A 15,113-nucleotide genomic window follows, 5' to 3' on the forward strand; every position below is an offset into this window, starting at 1 on the left:
GCCGACTTCTGTTTTATGAATTATGCGTTGTTCAAAATGCGAGGCAGTTTTTCCTCACTGCGCAGAGTCAGGATTTCACAACCGGTATCCGTGACCAGAATCGTGTGTTCCCATTGCGCGGATTTCTTGCCATCAACGGTATATACCGTCCAGCCATCATCGTCATCCAGCAGTGTGCCGAATTTACCCGCATTGATCATAGGCTCAATGGTAAAGCACATACCCGCTTTAATGACGGTGCGGTCACTGTTCTTGTAGTGCACCACTTGCGGCTCTTCATGGAACTCTGCACCAATGCCGTGACCGCAGTAATCTTTCACGATTGAGTAACGCTTTGGACGGTTTTTGATGAACTTTTGGATTTCCGTACCGATGTCACCAATGCGCGCGCCAGGCTTCACTTTTCTCAGGGCTTGGTAAAGGCTTTCCTGTGCAACGTGACACAGTGCTTTGTCTTCCGCAGACACCTCACCCACTAAAAACATTTTTGACGTGTCGCCGTGGTAGCCATCTTTAATCACTGTGATGTCGATGTTGATGACATCACCATCTTTCAATACGTCAGTTTTGCTCGGAATACCGTGACATACAACGTGGTTGATTGAGGTACAAATAGACTTTGGAAAGCCATGGTAGTTGAGCGGTGCTGGGATAGCTTGCTGTGTCTCTGTGATGTATTTGTGGCAAATATCATCCAGCTCTTCAGTCGTCACGCCCGCTTTTACATGCGGTTCGATCATCTCAAGCACTTCTGCCGCAAGGCGACCGGCCTCACGCATTTTTTCGATTTCTTCAGCCGATTTAATAGTGGCGCTCATTGCTTTCTCTCAGTTGGCTCCCTTAACTGAAACAGCAAGGGAGGAATTGACTGCTATTACTACATATTATCAATCGCATCGCCATGTGGGAACCTTACCCGGCGACTCACTGACTTTTTTATGCTGGATTCTAAGGCGCTTTTTATGGTATAAAGCGCGCCGAAATACGCCTTAATGGTTAATCGGGTCTTCCGGTTCTGTTTAGGTGGTTTCGACAAACACTTATTTTTTAACACACACACATATCGGCACATGCTCCGGGGTGCCCTTTGAGGGTCGGATGTATGGGATATGTGGAGGCCTAACCCCAAGAGGAATTAAAATGGCTACTGTTTCAATGCGCGACATGCTGAAAGCTGGTGTTCACTTCGGTCACCAGACTCGTTACTGGAACCCTAAGATGAAGCCGTTCATCTTCGGTGCACGTAACAAGGTTCACATCATCAACCTAGAAAAAACTGTACCAATGTTCAACGACGTACTGGCTGAGCTGACCAAAGTTGGTGAGCGTAAGGGTAAAGTACTGTTCGTTGGTACTAAGCGTGCCGCTAGCGAATCTGTTAAAGCAGCAGCAGAAAGCTGTGATCAGTACTACGTGAACAACCGTTGGTTGGGCGGTATGCTGACTAACTGGAAAACTGTTCGCCAGTCAATCAAACGTCTGAAAGATCTGGAAACTCAGTCAACTGACGGTACTTTCGAGAAGCTGACTAAGAAAGAAGCTCTGATGCGCACCCGTGAAATGGAGAAACTTGAGAAGTCTCTGGGCGGTATCAAAAACATGGGCGGTCTGCCAGACGCGCTGTTCGTCATCGACGCTGATCACGAGCACATTGCTATTAAAGAAGCAAACAACCTGGGTATCCCAGTGTACGCGGTAGTTGATACCAACTCTGACCCAGACGGCGTTGACTTCGTTATCCCAGGTAACGACGACGCGATTCGCGCAGTTCAACTGTACCTGAACGCTGCAGCTCAGTCATACACTGAAGGCCGTAGCCAGGACATCGTAGCTCAAGCAGAAGACGAGCTGGTTGAAGTCGCTGAATAAGACACTTGCTCCTTGTGAGCGTTCTTAGCCATCAGACTGTCACAGACAGCACTGTAAGCTAAGTAGGTTAGCAGGGGCCAACTATGGGCCCCTGATTTTTACCCAAATAGTTTCGAATCGAGGAATGAACAATGGCTGTTACCGCTGCCCTGGTAAAAGAACTGCGCGAACGCACTGGCGCAGGCATGATGGAATGTAAAAAAGCGCTGGTAGAAACTAACGGCGACATCGAGCTGGCGATTGAAAACATGCGTAAGTCAGGCGCTGCTAAAGCTGCTAAGAAAGCAGGTAACGTAGCTGCTGAAGGCGCAATCATCATCAAAGAAGTTGATGGCGTTTCTGCTCTGGTTGAAGTTAACTGCCAGACTGACTTCGTTGCTAAAGACGGCAACTTCACTGCTTTCGCAAACGCAGTTGCTGATGAAGCAGCGGCAACTAAAGCGACTGTAGAAGAGCTGCAAGCGAAATTCGAAGATGACCGCGTAGCGTTGGTTGCTAAAATCGGTGAAAACATCTCTATCCGTCGCGTAGCTTACGTTGAAGGTTCAGCGATGGCTTCTTACCGTCACGGCGAGCGCATCGGTGTTGTTGTTGCTGGTGAAGGCGACGCAGAAACTCTGAAGCACATCGCAATGCACGTTGCTGCATCACGTCCAGAGTACGTAACTCCTGACGACGTACCAGCTGACGTAGTTGCTAAAGAGCGCGAAGTTCAAGTAGAAATCGCGATGAACGAAGGCAAGCCTAAAGAAATCGCAGAGAAAATGGTTGAAGGCCGCATGAAGAAATTCACCGGCGAAGTTTCTCTGACTGGTCAACCTTTCATCATGGAGCCTAAGAAATCTGTAGGTGACATCCTGAAAGAGAAAGGCGCTTCTGTTTCTACTTTCATCCGCCTGGAAGTGGGTGAAGGTATTGAGAAAGCAGCTGGCATGAGCTTCGCAGAAGAAGTTGCAGCCGCTCAGAAAGGTTAATTCCTCTTTGAGACCCAAAAGACCGCAGAACCCTGCGGTCTTTTCACAATCCCATCCGTAGAAGTTAGTGCCTAAAGGTAGTGAGAATGACTACAAACCCAAAACCAGCTTATCAACGAATTTTGCTTAAATTGAGTGGCGAAGCGCTGCAAGGTAAAGAAGGCTTCGGTATCGATCCGGCTGTGCTTGACCGCATGGCACAAGAAATCAAAGAACTGGTTGAACTTGGAGTACAAGTTGGCTTGGTTATCGGTGGTGGTAACCTGTTCCGTGGTGCAGGCCTTGCAGAAGCGGGTATGAACCGGGTTGTGGGCGACCACATGGGTATGTTGGCGACTGTAATGAACGGTCTGGCTATGCGTGATGCACTGCACCGTGCCTATGTGAACGCGCGGGTGATGTCTGCTATCCCTCTGAACGGTGTGTGTGACAGCTACAACTGGGCGGAAGCTATCAGTCAACTGCGCAACGGCCGTGTGGTGATTTTCTCTGCAGGTACAGGCAACCCATTCTTCACCACAGATTCAGCAGCATGTCTGCGCGGCATTGAAATCGAATCTGACGTTGTGATTAAAGCCACCAAGGTTGATGGCGTTTACACTGACGACCCAGCGAAAAACCCGGATGCAGAACTGTACAGCCACCTGGTTTACCAGGACGTGCTGGAAAAAGAATTGAAAGTGATGGACCTTGCAGCCTTCACTCTGGCTCGCGATCACAAGATGCCGATTCGTGTTTTCAACATGAATAAGCCTGGCGCACTGCGCCGAGTTGTGATGGGTGAGCAAGAAGGCACACTAATTGATAACGGTTAATCAATTTTAGTGGCATAATCTCCGTCGTTAGAAAAAAGAATCTTCAAGGATATTCTCGTGATCAATGAAATTAACGCAGATGCGAAAGAGCGCATGCAGAAAAGCGTTGAAGCGCTGAAGAACACTCTATCTAAAATCCGCACTGGTCGTGCGCATCCAGCACTGCTTGATGGCCTGTCTGTCGATTACTACGGCTCTGCAACTCCGCTGAAGCAATTGGCTTCAATCGTTGCAGAAGATGCACGTACTCTGGCTATCACTGTATTCGATAAGTCTGTCACGCAAGCTATCGAAAAAGCGATCATGACTTCAGATCTGGGTCTGAACCCAATGTCTGCGGGTACGGTTATCCGCGTACCATTGCCACCGTTGACCGAAGAGCGTCGTCGCGATCTGGTTAAGATTGTTCGTGGTGAAGCTGAAGGTGGCCGTGTTGCTGTTCGTAACATCCGCCGTGACGCTAACAGCGATCTGAAAGGTTTGCTGAAAGAGAAAGAAATTTCTGAAGACGAAGAGCGTCGTGGTCAGGACGATATCCAAAAACTGACTGACGCGGCTGTTAAAGAAATTGACACAATTCTTGAAGCCAAAGAAAAAGAGTTGATGGAAGTTTAATTCCGGCTACACTCTGATTCCATTGCCGAAGCGCTGTGCTAGCAGTACAGCGCTTTTTATTTGCGAAGGATAATGATGAGCTCCCAATCTTTCCATCAAGAAATCGATCCCAGCCTACTTCCCAAACACATCGCCGTCATCATGGACGGAAATGGCCGTTGGGCCAAAGCGCGTGGCAAAGCGCGTATGTTTGGCCATAAAGCCGGTGTTGACGCCGTTCGTAAAACTGTTTCAGCTGCTAATCGTCTAGGTATTCAGGTTTTAACCCTGTTTGCATTCAGCAGTGAAAACTGGCGTCGTCCAGAGGAAGAAGTCAGCCTGTTGATGGAGCTTTTTGTCACTGTGCTGGGACGTGAAGTGAAACGTCTTCACAAAAATGGTGTAAAGCTCAAGGTAATTGGCGATACCACGCGCTTTAGCCAGTCGTTACAAGATAAAATTGCCGCGGCGGAAGCTTTAACGGCCAACAATACCGGATTGGTATTGAACGTGGCTGCCAACTATGGCGGTCAGTGGGATATTATGCAGGCTGTTAAAAAGCTTGCGGCTCAGGTAGAGCGTGGCGAAATTCCTGCAGAGCAACTCAATGAAGGTGATCTTCAGGTGCACCTGTCTTGTTCTGGTCTACCAGACGTAGATTTGATGATACGCACCAGCGGCGAATGCCGCATTAGCAACTTTATGCTGTGGCAAGCGGCCTATGCGGAGTTGTATTTCACCCAACAATTCTGGCCTGATTTCGACGAGACAAGTCTCACCGATGCTATTGCTTGGTTTATCAACCGTGAACGCCGATTTGGGTGTACCGGTGAGCAGATCAAGGCCATGTTACAAGTAGAAAAATAGAGGGTTTCGTTTGCTGAAACAACGTGTCTTAACGGCACTGGTACTGGCACCGCTTGTTATCGCCGGTATTTTCTTTTTGCCGTTACAACTTTTCGTGATTGCTGTGGCAGGTGTCACTTTACTTGGCCACTGGGAGTGGACCAAGTTTGTGGCTGCCTCGTCCCGTTTTAGCGCATTTGTTTTCCCTGCAATCATTCTTGTCGGTTCACTGTTTGCGTTACCTGTGACTCAAGATGGCCTTCAACTCACCACCACAAGTGGCAGTGTGTTGGCGATTGCTGGTGCATTATGGTGGCTGGCAGCCACTGTCATGGTGCTGCGCTATCCAAGAGGGACTAGCTTGTGGGGTGATAGCAACGCAGTGCAGCAAGGATTTGGCGTACTGACGCTGCTTCCATTCCTTTGGAGCGTTATTCTTCTCCGTGCCTACCACTTCGATGCTTCCCCTTACCTTGGCGCGAAGATGGTGCTTTTGGTTTGTTTGTTGGTTTGGTCTGCGGATACCGGTGCGTATTTTGCGGGTAAGACCTTCGGTAAGCGCAAAATGGCACCTTCAGTGAGCCCAAATAAAACGGTTGAAGGTCTGATTGGCGGGTTGATTGCAGCCGTTGCTGTCACCTTGACCGCTGCCCAGTATTTCTCTATTCCTTTCTCCTCTCTTGCTATGTTAGGTCTTGTTGCTTTGATCACTTCCTTCGCTTCAGTTTTGGGCGATCTGGCGGAAAGCATGTTTAAGCGTGTCGCGGGTGTGAAAGACAGTGGCAGCATTTTGCCTGGACATGGCGGTATACTGGATAGAATAGATAGCCTGACGGCCGCATTCCCAGTTTTCACCGTATTGTATTTCTGGCTTGCGTAACTCTCTCACCGGCGTTTCGCCGGTGAGTTGTATTCAGGCTTTATGGAACAAAAATTAGAGTTTCCTATGCGTAAGATAACGATTCTTGGTGCAACCGGCTCAATTGGTACCAGCACGCTTTCTGTGATTGAAAAGAATCCTCACGCCTACGAGGTTTTCGCGCTCGCGGCGAATGCCAACGTCAACGAAATGCTTCTTTTGTGTCTGAAGTGGCGTCCAAAGTTTGCCGCTATGGCAAATACCGAAGCTGCTGCAAGTTTACGTCTGGCATTGAAAAATCAGGGCTGTGCCACAGAAGTACTCAGCGGGATTGAAGGTCTTTCTGCGATTTCTGAGCACAGTGACGTTGATACCGTCATGGCGGCAGTGGTGGGGGCAGCGGGGCTTATTCCTACTATGGCAGCAGTGAAGGCTGGGAAACGCATTCTGTTAGCAAATAAAGAAGCGCTAGTGATGTCTGGGCAATTCTTTATCGACGCGGTTCACCAATACGGCGCTGAGCTCCTGCCCGTCGATAGTGAACACAATGCGATTTTCCAATGTCTTCCTGCAAGTATTCAATCGCGTCCGGGTGTTTGTGATTTGGCCTCAGAAGGGGTCAGCAAAATCCTTCTTACAGGTTCTGGTGGTCCGTTCCGTTACACTGATTTAACCCTTCTTCAGGAAGTGACACCAGCTCAGGCTATTGCGCATCCGAACTGGTCGATGGGGCCTAAAATTTCCGTCGACTCTGCCACTATGATGAACAAAGGCCTCGAATATATTGAGGCGCGCTGGCTGTTTAATGCCAGTCGTGAACAGTTGGATGTCATCATTCATCCTCAGTCGGTGATCCATTCGATGGTACAGTACCGTGACGGTTCTGTGCTGGCACAAATGGGTTTGCCTGACATGTGTACACCTATCGCTTACGCGATCGCTTATCCGGACCGTATTGAAGCGGGTGTGAAGCCTTTGGATTTCAGCGAAGTGGGTGAATTCACTTTCCTTAAACCTGATTTCAACCGCTATCCATGTTTGAAGCTGGCGATTGATGCCTGTTACGCGGGTCAGTCTGCAACAACGACTCTCAATGCCGCTAACGAAGTCGCGGTTGAAGCATTCTTGCAAGGGCAAATTGGCTTCATGCAGATTGCTGAGGTAAATGATGCTGTGTTACAACGGGCGGAGTTATCGGAACCATCCTGCATTCAAAGCCTCTTAGAGATAGATGACAAAGCACGTGTCATGGCTCAGAAAAGGATTACGGAGTTAACACAATGAGCGCCATTCTTTGGAACCTGCTGTTTTTCCTCATTGCACTCGGCATTTTGATAGCGGTACATGAGTACGGCCATTTTTGGGTTGCACGTAAATGTGGTGTGAAAGTTGAGCGCTTTTCGATTGGCTTTGGTAAGTCGATTTGGAAGAAAGTGGGCAAAGACGGCACCGAATACACGTTAGCGATGATCCCACTGGGTGGCTACGTCAAAATGCTCGACGAGCGTGTTGACGAGGTCCCTGAATCCCAGAAAGAGCAAGCATTCAATAACCGTCCACTGTGGCAGCGCAGTGCGATTGTTGCTGCAGGGCCAGCAGCAAACTTTTTGTTTGCTATTGCCGCTTATTGGCTGGTGATGATCATTGGTGTACCAGCAGTAAAACCGATTATTGGTGATGTCGCTCCCCATTCTATTGCTGCGCAAGCGGGCATTGAACCGGGAATGGAACTAACTGAAATCTCCGGTATCAAAACGCCAGATTGGGAGTCAGTCAATTTTCAGTTGATTGCCCACATTGGTGACAGTGAGATGACGCTGGCAGTCAAACCTGATGAGAATGCTGCCTATGCGATTGAGAAGAAGTTGGACTTAGCGACATGGTCTTTCGATCCTGAATCTCAGTCAGCACTGCGCACTCTGGGAATGACGCCTTACCGCCCGGAAATCACCAATGTGCTATCCAATGTAGTGGAAGGTAGTGCGGCAGAAAGAGCCGGGTTACTGGTAAACGATAGACTACTGTCTTTGGGTGATAAGCCTGTTACCGAATGGTCTGGGGTGGTAGAAACGATCCGTGCAAATCCTGGACAGGCGCTAGCTGTACTTGTTGAGCGTGACGGTGCTGAGGTGTCTTTGACCCTGACACCTGACGTGAATGAACAAGATGGTAAGGCAACTGGCTACGCTGGTTTTGCACCGCATGTTGAGCCTTGGCCCGAGTCGCATCAGCTGACACTTCAGCATGGTCCTTTGGATGCCATTCCAGCGGCTATGGACAAAACCTGGCAGGTGGTATCACTGACTGCCGGGATGATTAAGAAGCTGTTCACCGGTGATGTGGCAGTAAAGAATTTGAGTGGACCTATCTCAATTGCAAAAGGTGCAGGGATGACCGCAGACTTCGGTCTGGTATACTTTCTCGGCTTTCTCGCACTGATCAGCGTTAATTTAGGCATTATTAACCTGTTACCGTTACCGGTTCTTGATGGCGGACACCTGTTGTTTTTTGGTATTGAAGCCGTGACACGTCGCCCCGTCTCTGAACGAGTGCAGGATATGGGATATCGGGTAGGTACAGCAATCATCATGGCGTTGATGGCTGTAGCGATATTTAACGATTTCGCCCGACTATAAACATTCAGCGTTTAGCAAGGAAATGTCAGAGCAAGCAATGGCGATGAAAAAACTTCTTATAGCCTCTCTTTTATTCTCAAGTTCTGTTACGGCCGATGAGTTCGTAGTAGAAGATATTCGTTTTGAGGGGCTTCAGCGCGTCAGCCTCGGTGCTGCGTTGCTCGCAATGCCGGTACGGGTTGGCGACAACATCGACGAAGGCGATGTTTCCGGGATCATCAAATCCCTGTTTTCCACCGGCAACTTTGAAAACGTGCGCGTCTTCCGTGATGGCGATGATCTGTTGGTCAAAGTGATTGAACGCCCAACGATTGCCAGCGTGTCTTTCTCAGGCAACAAAGCCATTAAAGAAGAACAACTGGAAGAAAACCTTTCCGCTTCTGGCCTTCGCGTGGGCGAGTCACTGGACCGCACCAAGCTTTCCAACATCGAAAAAGGTCTGGAAGATTTCTACTACAGCGTGGGTAAATACAATGCTGTTGTCGATACGGTGATCACTCCGCTTCCGCGAAACCGTGCTGATGTGAAATTTGTCTTCACTGAGGGCGTTTCAGCAAAAATCCAACAAATTAACTTTATTGGTAATGAAGTCTTCTCTGACGACGAGCTCAAGGCCAACTTCGAGTTGCGCGCTGATGTGCCTTGGTGGAACTTCCTTGCCAACGAACAATATCAGAAACAGGCGTTGGCAGGTGACTTGGAAAACCTGCGTTCATTTTACCTCAATCGCGGTTATTTGAAATTCCGCGTTGAGTCCGCCAATGTTTCTATCTCACCGGATAAAAAAGGCGTCTATATCACCCTGAACATTGATGAGGGCGAACCTTACACGGTGGCAGATGTCAGCTTCCGAGGCGGTAAAGACAGTGCTGAGTTTGCCGCGTTGGTGCCTTTCGAAGATGGTGAGACTTACAACGGTCAAAAAGTGACGCGCCTTGAAGATGAAATCAAGCGTAAGCTGGGTGAGCAAGGCTATGCCTATCCTCAGGTTTCCACTATTCCAGAGTTTGATGACGAAGCGAAGACCGTTGCTCTTAACGTGAACGTAGAGCCGGGTAAGCGTATTTATGTTCGCAACATCAAGTTCTCTGGTAACCAAATCACCAAAGACGAAGTGCTGCGCCGCGAAATGCGCCAGATGGAAGGCTCTTGGCTGAACTCCAAATCTGTTGAGACCAGTAAAGATCGTCTGAACCGTCTGGGCTTTTTTGAAACCGTTGATGTTCGCACTTCCCGTGTACCGGGTACGGATGATCAGGTAGACGTTGAATATGTGGTTAAAGAGACCAACTCCGGTAGCGTGAACTTTGGTATTGGTTACGGTACCGAGTCAGGGATCAGCTTCCAGGCAGGTCTTCAGCAGGATAACTTTGCGGGTACAGGTAATCGCTTTGGTGTCAATGCGATGATCAATGACTACCAAAAGAACCTGACGCTGGATTACCGTGACCCTTACTTTACCCTGGATGGTATCAGCCTAGGTGGCCGCATTTTCTTCAACGAGTTTGAAGCCTCTGATGCAAACATTGTCGACTATACCGACAAGAGCTACGGCACCAGCCTGACCTGGGGTTTCCCATTCGACGAAATTAACTATTTTGACTTCTCTGTGGGCTACACCCATCGCCAGATCGAAAATCTGGGCGGTTATTACCAGATTCAAAAGTTCCTCGATTCGATGGGGGATAGCGTGACTGATGATGGTGGTCTCGTGGTCGATGACTTTGACTGGTCTGTAAGCTGGACGCGAAACAACCTGAACCGTGGCTTCTTCCCAACAGCGGGTAACTACCAGCGTGCGTCATTCCGTATGACAGTGCCAGGCTCTGATGCCCAGTACTTCAAAGCGCAATATGATGTTCGCCAATATTTCCCACTCGATGAAGGGCATAACTTCTCCTTCCTGATGAGAGGACGTTTGGGTTACGGCAACGGCTATGGCAGTAACGACGAGAATGATTACCTGTTGCCGTTTTATGAAAACTTCTATGCAGGTGGTTACTCAACGCTTCGTGGTTTCCGCTCGAACACAGCAGGTCCGAAAGCGGTTTATGACCAGGGTGCGGGCAACAACCCAGCGCTTGTAGGCAGTAACGACTCTGTCGGTGGTAATGCGATTGCATTGGCCAGCGCCGAACTGATTTTCCCGATGCCATTTGTTTCTGAAGAGGCGAGAAGTGCAATTCGAACCAGTGTGTTTGTGGATGCGGCTTCAGTATGGGATACCGAATACGACCTGAATGATGCGCGTGTCATCAGTGGTCAGGAATACATTTACGACTATAGCGATCCATCGAACTACCGGGCATCGTATGGTGCAGCGATTCAATGGCGCTCCCCAATGGGACCGCTGGTTTTCTCGCTGGCTAAACCAATCAAGAAATACGAGGGTGATGACGAGGAGTTCTTCACCTTTACCATTGGCCGTACGTTCTGATTTCAACATTAGGAGAAAAGTTTGAAACCTATTATCAAAGCGGCAGGCCTGAGCCTCGCCATTGTTACTGCTTCTTTTTACGCAACAGCGGCAGAAGCTGCACAGAAAATCGGTTATGTCGCGACTGGCCCGGTGTTGGCGCAAATGGCGAAGAAAAGTAATGTTAATGATCAGCTTCGTAAAGAGTTCAAAGATCGCATCGCCGACGTGGATCGTCTGAGAGATCGCCTGGAAAAAGGTGTCGATAAGCTTCAGCGTAATGGCGAATTGATGAGCGAAGCAGAGCGCACCAAGCTTCAGCGTGAGCTGCAGGCTTTGGACGCAGATTTCAAACTGAAGGCGAAAAACCTTCAGGAAGACCAGCGTAAGCGTGGAGCAGAAGAAGAGCGTAAGCTTGTTCAGAAGCTACAGAAAACCATTGAAACAATTGCCAAGAAAGAAGGCTATGACATGGTCATCAATAGTCAGGCTGTAATGTACGCAAGCCCGAAAGACGACCTGTCAGAAAAAGTACTGAAAGCAGTGAAATAAGTAAGGTAGAAAATGGCTTCTATTACGCTCGCTGAATTAGCGGAAAAACTGGGTGCAGAACTGCACGGTGATGGCAGTGTGCAAATCAGTGCCATCGCGGGTATGGATAAAGCTGACGAAGGAGAGATCACCTTCCTTTCCAGCAGCAAATACCGCAAACATCTTGCCGAGTGTCAGGCAAGTGCTGTGATGGTCAAGGAAGCCGACCTGTCATACTGCACTGGAAATGCGCTAGTGTTGAAAGACCCGTATCTGGGATATGCATTAACCGCACAATTGCTGGACACCACACCTGCCTGTGCGGTTGATATTGCTCCTAGTGCGTATGTGTCACCGAGAGCGAAACTGGGGAATGGCGTCGCCGTTGGTCATAACGCTGTGGTAGAAGACGGTGCAGAACTCGGTGACAACGTGCAAGTCGGTGCCGGCTGCTTCGTGGGTAAAGATACCAAGTTAGGTGCTAATACCCGTCTTTGGGCAAACGTGACGGTTTACCACAATGTGGTGATCGGCGAGTCTTGTCTTGTGCAATCGGGTACTGTTATCGGTTCTGATGGCTTCGGTTACGCAAACGACAAAGGCCGCTGGGTGAAAATTCCTCAAGTGGGTCGCGTCGTCATTGGTGATCGTGTTGAGATTGGAGCATGTACGACGATTGACCGTGGAGCCATCGAAGATACAGTGATCGCAGATGGTGTGATTATCGACAACCAGTGCCAGATCGCTCATAATGTTTCGATCGGTGAAAATACCGCCATTGCCGGAGCAACGGTTATGGCTGGTAGCCTTAAAGTCGGCAAGCACTGCATTATTGGTGGTGCCAGCGTCTTTAACGGCCACATGGAAATTGTAGATGGTGTCACGATCACTGGAATGGCGATGGTGATGCGGCCTATCACTGAACCTGGTATGTATTCTTCGGGTATTCCACTCCAGACCAACAGAGAGTGGCGCAAGACCGCTGCACGAGTGCTGAAAATCGAAGACATGCATAAACGATTGAAAGCCGTTGAAAAACAGCTAGAAGACAGCGAGTAATAGCCGTCCGCGATGGCCTGCTCTGGTGGTTCATTTCGATAAATTGTCGGAACGAACCTGCAGTGTGGGCCATTTGTGTTATCAGCCAATTCAACGACATATAATAAGTATTTCATACGGGAATAAAACTTTGAGTCGCGAAAATAAAATCCTGACAGTTAACGAAATTAAAGAACTGCTGCCACACCGCTATCCATTTCTGCTGATTGACCGTGTTACTGATTTCGAAGAAGGCAAATACCTTCATGCGATCAAAAACGTCTCTGTGAATGAACCACAGTTCACGGGTCATTTCCCTCAGCTGCCTGTATTTCCGGGTGTATTAATCCTCGAAGCGATGGCGCAGGCGACCGGCCTTCTGGCATTTAAGACCTTTGGTCAGCCAAAAGAGAATGAACTGTATTACTTTGCCAGTATCGATAACGCAAAATTCCGCGCGCCGGTAACCCCTGGTGACCAGATGGTTCTGGAAGTGGAATTCCTGAAAGAGCGTCGCGGTATCGCTGCGTTCACAGGCGTTGCTAAAGTTGATGGTAAGGTTGTTTGCTCAGCTGAACTGAAGTGTGCCAGAAGAGAGTTTTAATCGTGATTCATGAAACCGCACAAATCCACCCAACGGCTGTTGTGGAAGAAGGCGTAACCCTTGGCGCAAACGTCAAGATCGGTGCCTTTTCTTTCATCGGCACCGGTGTGGAAATCGGTGAAGGCACCGAAGTCAAAACGCATGTTGTGATCAAAGGGCCAACCAAAATTGGCTGTGACAACAAAATCTATCAATTCGCTTCTATCGGCGAAGAGTGTCAGGATCTCAAGTACGCGGGTGAGCCTACCACGTTGATCATTGGTGATCGCAACACCATCCGTGAGAGCGTCACCATGCACCGTGGCACTATTCAGGATGAAGGCACCACTAAAGTGGGCAGTGACAACCTGTTCATGATCAATGCCCACGTTGCACATGACTGTGTTATTGGCGATCGCTGTATCTTTGCGAACAACGCAACACTTGCTGGTCACGTAACAGTGGGTGATTACGCGATTGTTGGCGGCATGACCGCGATTCATCAATTCTGCACTATCGGCAGTCATTGCATGCTGGGTGGAGGTTCGATTGTGGTTCAGGATGTTCCTCCTTATGTGATGGCTCAGGGTAACCACTGCGCACCATTCGGTATCAATGTGGAAGGCCTGAAGCGCCGTGGCTTTGAAAAGAGTGCGATTAAAGCAATCCGCGCTGTTTACAAAGAGCTTTATCGCTCGGGTAAGACTCTGGAAGAAGCTAAGAAACAGATCCTTGAAATGTCGAAAGAAGAGCAGGCTTTGCAGCTGTTTGTAGAGTTTTTCGAGAACTCAAGTCGAGGCATTATTCGCTAATGGCTAAGCCACTTCGAATTGGAATTGTCGCCGGGGAAATCTCCGGCGATATTTTAGGTGCCGGTTTTATCAAGGCAATCAAAGCCAAATACCCAGATGCGGAATTTGTGGGCATTGGTGGCCCTCGCATGAAAGCATTGGGCTGCGAAACACTGTTCGACATGGAAGAGTTAGCCGTGATGGGCATTGTTGAAGTGTTAGGCCGCTTATCGCGTTTGCTAAAAGTGAAGCGCGAACTAGTCGACTATTTCACGGCGAATCCGCCTGATGTGTTTGTCGGTATCGACGCACCAGATTTCAATCTGAGGCTCGAGAAAGACCTCAAAGACAATGGCATCAAAACCGTTCACTACGTCAGCCCGAGTGTATGGGCATGGCGCCAGAAGCGCATTTTCAAAATTGCTGCAGCCACTGATTTAGTCTTGGCACTTCTGCCTTTCGAAAAAGCCTTTTACGACAAGTTTGATGTTCCCTGTGCATTCGTCGGTCACACCATGGCAGATGACATCCCGATGGTGAGTGACAAAGCTGCGGCGAAAACTCTGCTGGGTTTAGAGCAGGACAAGCGGTATCTCGCGGTATTACCGGGTAGCCGTGGTGGTGAAATGAAGTTGCTGGCACCAACCTTCATCAAAACCTGCAAACTGCTTAAAGCAAAATATCCTGATATTAGCTTTGCCGTTGCGCTGGTGAATGAGAAACGCCGGGCCCAGTTTGAAGAAGCATGGCAACAAACGGCACCAGAACTGGATTTTGTGCTGGTGGATGACACTGCGCGCAACGTGATCACTGCTTCTGACGCGGTGCTACTGGCCTCTGGCACCGTCGCGCTTGAGTGCATGCTGGTCAAGCGTCCAATGGTGGTGGGTTACGAAGTGAATGCGATCACTGCCTGGATAGCCAAGCGTATGGTTAAGACCGAGTTCGTTTCTCTGCCGAATATCCTCGCAGGTCGTGAGCTGGTGCCAGAACGTCTTCAGGAGGCCTGCACGCCAGAAACCTTGGCGAATGATGTCTCCCGTTTTCTCGACAGTGACAACACCGCTTTGATGGCGGAATTCACCCGCTTGCATGAAATTATCCGCTGCGACGCTGACAAAACATCCGCTGATGCAGTGTTGAATCTGATAGGACGTTAGT

Annotated in this window: 15 protein-coding genes; 14 read left to right on the forward strand and 1 reads right to left on the reverse strand. The window is 49.1% G+C overall.

The features are described 5' to 3' along the window. Positions 1-20 precede the first annotated feature (20 nt). Positions 21-818 carry a type I methionyl aminopeptidase gene (gene map / locus G5S52_RS19645; RefSeq protein WP_165017693.1) on the reverse strand — a complete coding sequence of 266 codons (798 nt, stop codon included), beginning with the start codon at positions 816-818 and terminating at the stop codon, positions 21-23. Positions 819-1,140: 322 nt separating this feature from the next. Here map and rpsB point away from each other — a divergent pair, with 322 nt between their 5' ends. From rpsB to lpxB, 14 genes are all read left to right on the forward strand, one after another. Next, positions 1,141-1,869, forward strand: a complete 729-nt coding sequence (gene rpsB, locus G5S52_RS19650; RefSeq protein ID WP_002536376.1) for a 30S ribosomal protein S2 — start codon at positions 1,141-1,143, stop codon at positions 1,867-1,869. A gap of 131 nt (positions 1,870-2,000) precedes the next feature. After that, entirely contained in the window at positions 2,001-2,843 is an 843-nt protein-coding gene (gene tsf / locus G5S52_RS19655; RefSeq protein ID WP_002536377.1) for a translation elongation factor Ts, read from the forward strand. A gap of 86 nt (positions 2,844-2,929) precedes the next feature. Then, positions 2,930-3,658, forward strand: a complete 729-nt coding sequence (gene pyrH / locus G5S52_RS19660) for a UMP kinase (RefSeq protein WP_062667595.1) — start codon at positions 2,930-2,932, stop codon at positions 3,656-3,658. A gap of 57 nt (positions 3,659-3,715) precedes the next feature. Further along, positions 3,716-4,273 (forward strand): ribosome recycling factor, encoded by a 558-nt coding sequence (gene frr, locus G5S52_RS19665; RefSeq protein ID WP_002536380.1) that lies wholly within the window; start codon positions 3,716-3,718, stop codon positions 4,271-4,273. Between the two features lie 75 nt (positions 4,274-4,348). After that, the gene (gene uppS, locus G5S52_RS19670; RefSeq protein ID WP_165017757.1) at positions 4,349-5,119 is read left to right on the forward strand and encodes an undecaprenyl pyrophosphate synthase; all 771 of its coding nucleotides are present in this window, start codon (positions 4,349-4,351) and stop codon (positions 5,117-5,119) included. A 10-nt stretch (positions 5,120-5,129) separates the two neighbouring features. Further along, entirely contained in the window at positions 5,130-5,978 is an 849-nt protein-coding gene (locus G5S52_RS19675) for a phosphatidate cytidylyltransferase (RefSeq protein WP_165017696.1), read from the forward strand. A gap of 66 nt (positions 5,979-6,044) precedes the next feature. Further along, the gene (gene ispC / locus G5S52_RS19680; RefSeq protein ID WP_165017699.1) at positions 6,045-7,241 is read left to right on the forward strand and encodes a 1-deoxy-D-xylulose-5-phosphate reductoisomerase; all 1,197 of its coding nucleotides are present in this window, start codon (positions 6,045-6,047) and stop codon (positions 7,239-7,241) included. Next, positions 7,238-8,593, forward strand: a complete 1,356-nt coding sequence (rseP, locus tag G5S52_RS19685) for a sigma E protease regulator RseP (protein WP_165017702.1) — start codon at positions 7,238-7,240, stop codon at positions 8,591-8,593. The genes ispC and rseP overlap by 4 nt, the downstream gene beginning before the upstream one ends. Positions 8,594-8,630: 37 nt before the next feature. Further along, on the forward strand, positions 8,631-11,030 hold the full coding sequence (gene bamA, locus G5S52_RS19690; RefSeq protein WP_165017760.1) for an outer membrane protein assembly factor BamA: 2,400 nt from the start codon (positions 8,631-8,633) through the stop codon (positions 11,028-11,030). A 21-nt stretch (positions 11,031-11,051) separates the two neighbouring features. After that, the gene (locus G5S52_RS19695; RefSeq protein WP_165017705.1) at positions 11,052-11,561 is read left to right on the forward strand and encodes an OmpH/Skp family outer membrane protein; all 510 of its coding nucleotides are present in this window, start codon (positions 11,052-11,054) and stop codon (positions 11,559-11,561) included. 12 nt (positions 11,562-11,573) lie between these two features. Further along, positions 11,574-12,599 (forward strand): UDP-3-O-(3-hydroxymyristoyl)glucosamine N-acyltransferase, encoded by a 1,026-nt coding sequence (gene lpxD / locus G5S52_RS19700; RefSeq protein ID WP_165017708.1) that lies wholly within the window; start codon positions 11,574-11,576, stop codon positions 12,597-12,599. Between the two features lie 130 nt (positions 12,600-12,729). Further along, entirely contained in the window at positions 12,730-13,182 is a 453-nt protein-coding gene (gene fabZ, locus G5S52_RS19705) for a 3-hydroxyacyl-ACP dehydratase FabZ (RefSeq protein ID WP_002536399.1), read from the forward strand. A gap of 2 nt (positions 13,183-13,184) precedes the next feature. After that, on the forward strand, positions 13,185-13,973 hold the full coding sequence (gene lpxA, locus G5S52_RS19710) for an acyl-ACP--UDP-N-acetylglucosamine O-acyltransferase (RefSeq protein ID WP_165017711.1): 789 nt from the start codon (positions 13,185-13,187) through the stop codon (positions 13,971-13,973). Further along, complete coding sequence (gene lpxB, locus G5S52_RS19715) at positions 13,973-15,112, forward strand: lipid-A-disaccharide synthase (RefSeq protein ID WP_165017714.1); 1,140 nt, start codon at positions 13,973-13,975, stop codon at positions 15,110-15,112. The genes lpxA and lpxB overlap by 1 nt, the downstream gene beginning before the upstream one ends. Position 15,113 lies beyond the last annotated feature (1 nt).

Origin of the sequence: Grimontia sedimenti (genome assembly GCF_011045095.1) — a bacterium.
GTDB classification, from domain to species: Bacteria; Pseudomonadota; Gammaproteobacteria; order Enterobacterales; family Vibrionaceae; genus Enterovibrio; species Enterovibrio sedimenti.

Excerpts from the sequence above, each read along its gene's own strand:
- map (WP_165017693.1), bottom strand. The coding sequence starts at position 818 with ATGAGCGCCACTATTAAATCGGCTGAAGAAATCGAAAAAATGCGTGAG.
- rpsB (WP_002536376.1), top strand. The coding sequence starts at position 1,141 with ATGGCTACTGTTTCAATGCGCGACATGCTGAAAGCTGGTGTTCACTTC.
- tsf (WP_002536377.1), top strand. The coding sequence starts at position 2,001 with ATGGCTGTTACCGCTGCCCTGGTAAAAGAACTGCGCGAACGCACTGGC.
- pyrH (WP_062667595.1), top strand. The coding sequence starts at position 2,930 with ATGACTACAAACCCAAAACCAGCTTATCAACGAATTTTGCTTAAATTG.
- uppS (WP_165017757.1), top strand. The coding sequence starts at position 4,349 with ATGAGCTCCCAATCTTTCCATCAAGAAATCGATCCCAGCCTACTTCCC.
- ispC (WP_165017699.1), top strand. The coding sequence starts at position 6,045 with ATGCGTAAGATAACGATTCTTGGTGCAACCGGCTCAATTGGTACCAGC.
- rseP (WP_165017702.1), top strand. The coding sequence starts at position 7,238 with ATGAGCGCCATTCTTTGGAACCTGCTGTTTTTCCTCATTGCACTCGGC.
- bamA (WP_165017760.1), top strand. The coding sequence starts at position 8,631 with ATGGCGATGAAAAAACTTCTTATAGCCTCTCTTTTATTCTCAAGTTCT.
- lpxD (WP_165017708.1), top strand. The coding sequence starts at position 11,574 with ATGGCTTCTATTACGCTCGCTGAATTAGCGGAAAAACTGGGTGCAGAA.
- lpxB (WP_165017714.1), top strand. The coding sequence starts at position 13,973 with ATGGCTAAGCCACTTCGAATTGGAATTGTCGCCGGGGAAATCTCCGGC.